The organism is Novosphingobium sp. 63-713, assembly GCF_001898925.1.
GTDB lineage: Bacteria > Pseudomonadota > Alphaproteobacteria > Sphingomonadales > Sphingomonadaceae > Novosphingobium.
Window position 1 is genome coordinate 1 of sequence record NZ_MKVS01000050.1, and the last position, 3,477, is coordinate 3,477.

General features: G+C 58.9%; 2 protein-coding genes and 1 pseudogene. All 3 read right to left on the reverse strand.

Annotated features, from left to right (window positions below):
- A partial coding sequence (locus BGP00_RS23480) for a type IV secretion system DNA-binding domain-containing protein (protein WP_292925906.1) occupies positions 1–1,499 on the reverse strand: 1,499 nt, incomplete at its 3' end.
- Positions 1,474–1,764, reverse strand: coding sequence for a hypothetical protein (locus BGP00_RS23485; protein WP_127709328.1), 291 nt, complete (start codon positions 1,762–1,764; stop codon positions 1,474–1,476). The genes BGP00_RS23485 and BGP00_RS23480, both read right to left, overlap by 26 nt.
- Before the next feature lie 1,050 nt (positions 1,765–2,814).
- Positions 2,815–3,360 (reverse strand): annotated as a pseudogene (locus BGP00_RS23490) (transposase); the annotation flags it as partial.
- Positions 3,361–3,477 lie beyond the last annotated feature (117 nt).

Below are 3,477 nucleotides of genomic sequence, written 5' to 3' on the forward strand. Positions count from 1 at the left end.
TGCAACCCATGTTCGATCGCCGGCATCCGGTGGAGCGCGTGGACCTCGTCGAAGAGATACCACATCCGCAGATCACGGGTGCGCGGCATGCCCATCAGTGCATTGACCGCGAGATCCATCCAGAGGGTGAGAAGCGCGCGGTTGAGCGTCAAATCGGTATGGGTCGAGGTGATGAACAGGATCGAGCCCGGAACCGGCTCCTCTTGTACCCAGCGCCGGATCGAGAAGGGTGGCCGCTCTCCCGGCACTGGATCAGGCAGAAATCGGATCGCCTGGGCATTGGTGTTGAACACGGCGCGGATGGATTCCGCCATGCGCGCCGCCTCAGTGGCAGTCAGTGGGCTGGCGATCGTGTTGGCGAGTTTGGCGTGAACGGCCTTGAGGTCGGCTGACATGAGGTGATGAGCAATGGCACCATTGGTGGTTTCACCGGATGCCGCGAGTTTCACGCACATTTCGACAAAGAGCGTGCGCGCGGCCATGGCCCAGAAGGGCTCGGCATTGCCGCCATCGCTGGGGATCAGCGCGGCGGCGGCCGAGATGTAATCAGCATAGTTCTGGCAATCGTTGAAGATGGTCCATGGCGGGCAGCGCTGGTCCATGGGGTTAAGAATATGATCGCGGCCTTCCTCGTAGAAGGCTTCGACGAAAGCCCCAGTGAGATCGAAGACCACACAGCGCTGGCCCCGCTCGCGCGCCTCGGTCACCAGCTTGCGGAGCTGCGTCGTCTTGCCGGCGCCGGTTGTGCCGATGAGCATAGCGTGGGTCTGCTCAAGCCGCCAGGGATAGGCGATCCCTGCCATGGCATAGGGCACATGCAAGCCCAGCGCGACACGCTCGGCAATGGTGGCCGCAGCAACACGTTCCGCCACCATAGTTGGGTGACGCTCGGCCAATTCGGCGGTGAATTCGGCGGCGTTATGCGCATCGATCTCGCCCGCCAGCACTGCGGCGCTGACCAGCATGGCACCACGCTCGTGGCGCTCCTTCAGGATGTCTACGCCGATCCTCTGCGATAGGCGGACAAACCATGTCGCCAGCGGGCCGCTGAAAAACAGCGAACCTGCCAAAGCCACAATCATGCAGCGCATGAATTTGGTCCAGGCCTGCGCGACATCGGGATAGTCGGGCACGTCACCGATGGTCATCGGCACCACGCTGTCGTCCGGCAAAGTCAGGTTAACGCTGTGGCCGGGGTCGAGATCGACCAGATCCCAAATGTCGGCGAAGAGGCGCATCTCTACGAGTTGCACCTCATGCTCGCGCATAAGCAGCGCCAGCAGAATGACCAACAGCAGGCTGAAGCTGAGGACCGCTGCCAGGATCGGCCAGCGCAGCCCTTCCATCATCATCATGTAGCGCAGCCGGATAAGCTGCGACCCTCGGGTGAAAGCCCCGACGTTGCGGACGATCTCGCCGCGCGCCGATTCATGTTCGACCGCTACGGGGCGCCGGTCGAAACGAATGTCCCCATCACGCGCCATGGTAGGTCTGCGCATGTTCGATGGCGAGGTCGAGCAGGCGGTCCGCCTCATCAGGCGCAGCCTTCTGCACCAGCGTGTCGAGCGCGAGCGTGTTGAACTCGAGCATAGTGATCAGCCGGGCGAAATCGACCTTCTGGCCCAGTTCAAACAGCGGCAGGGCAAAGTCGATCATCGAGCGAATGCACTCGGACTGACGACGACCGTGTTGCTGGGCTAGCCGCTTGATGCGCTCGTATTGCGGCGGGCTGACGCTCAAGCCGCATTGGATCAGTTTGGTCACAACGGCTCCTCACTAGGAGAAGCCTGGTCCGGTTATCGCAAGGCAATGTTTAGCTTACTGACGAACCTTGCGCAAGCGGGTGGCCTTCCGCAGGCGGAATGATGACTGAAGGGCTATTCTGCCTACGGAATAATAATTCAAGGATATATCAATGCTTTATTGAGAGCTAGTCTCGGCATAGGCAGCCATGGGCTTGCTCAGGGCATTTTATTCCAGCGACGGAATTCGCATTTTTGCTATTCCAGTGGTGGAATGCAACAAGCATACTATTGTTTTTACATGAATTATCTGGCCATAGACCGCCCCTTCTCCGAGCGGTGCTGCCGCGTTCGGTGTGCTGCGTCAATAGGAACTTTGAGAGGCATCCAAGCTAGCTGGGCGATGTGGGAAAAGTGACGGAAAAATGGGGTCTTGCGGTGCATGTTAGCCCCGATAGGGGACGCTAATCGAGGGGCGTCCTCGAACGAAAGTTCGATCCTTGTTCCGTTTTGGGGACCAGATAGCCATCATAGGCCTACTCGCTCAGAGCCAAGCAGTGACTGCGCTTCTACAGTAAGCGTCCGGCAAGGCCCGGCGGTATCAGAAAACGTCCGAAGCGATCGCTCAGCGGGTCACCGTTTGAAAGGTCACTCTGACGCCGTTTACATCGGTCACCCGTTTAAAAACCCGCGATTTTGCAGCGTATTTCACGAGAAGGTGGTCAGCGCTTAGCCAGTTTATCTCAGCCCAAGGTCCGCCCCATGCTCCGGCTTGTGCGGCCCCATGGTCGTCGTCAGCTTGGAATGTGTTGCCTCCACCAGACAGCTTTTCACTTGTCGCCGTGATTGAAATCTGTGTCGAGAAGCCTGTGGTTGCGCCACAGTCCCGCTGAAACAATTCAGCTTTGTGCTGTCCGTCAGGCGCAACGACACTTGTGACCAAGGTGCTTGTGCACACATCCGAACATCCGCCGAGGGCGGATACAAGAGCGGCAATGACGAAAAATCGCATGTTGCCAACTTACTGTCTGGCGGCGACTCGTCAACGTCAGCCTCCACCTGAAGTGCGTATTCACGTTTGCGAGGTAGGCCAGTTCCACGGCAAAAGTTCATCGATCCGATTGATCGGATGCCCTTTGCCGATGCGATCGAGTACATCGGCCAGCCATTCCTGTGGGTTGAGACCATTGAGCTTGGCGGTTTCCAGCAGCGAATACATGGCGGCGGCGCGCTCCCCGCCGCAGTCGGCGCCGGCAAAAAGCCAATTTTTACGGCCCAGACATATCCCTCGCAGCGCGTTCTCTGCCGGATTGTTGTCGATCTCCAGCCTGCCGTCCTCTGTGTAGGTCAGCAGTTGAGGCTTGAGCTTTACGGCATAGCGCAGCGCCTCTGCCAGCGGGGAGCGGGCTGATGCCTTGGACAGCACATCATCGGCCCAGGCGAAGAACTCCAGTGCCTTGGCTTTCGATGCCATGCGGGCCTGCCGCCGTTCCTGCGCCGACACATCGTCGATCTGGCGTTCGATGGCGTAAAGATCGCGGATCATGTCCAACCCTTGGCTGGCCACCGAATGCCCATCCGCCTTAAATACGTCATGCAGCTTGCGCCGGGCATGGGCCTTATGCCGAGCTCGGCATAAGGCGCATTATCCAGAGCATGGTTTTATCTGGGGTAACGCGATTCTCACGTCCGGGATTGACGGAAAAGGTCAGCGTCGAGCTCGTGATAAAATCAA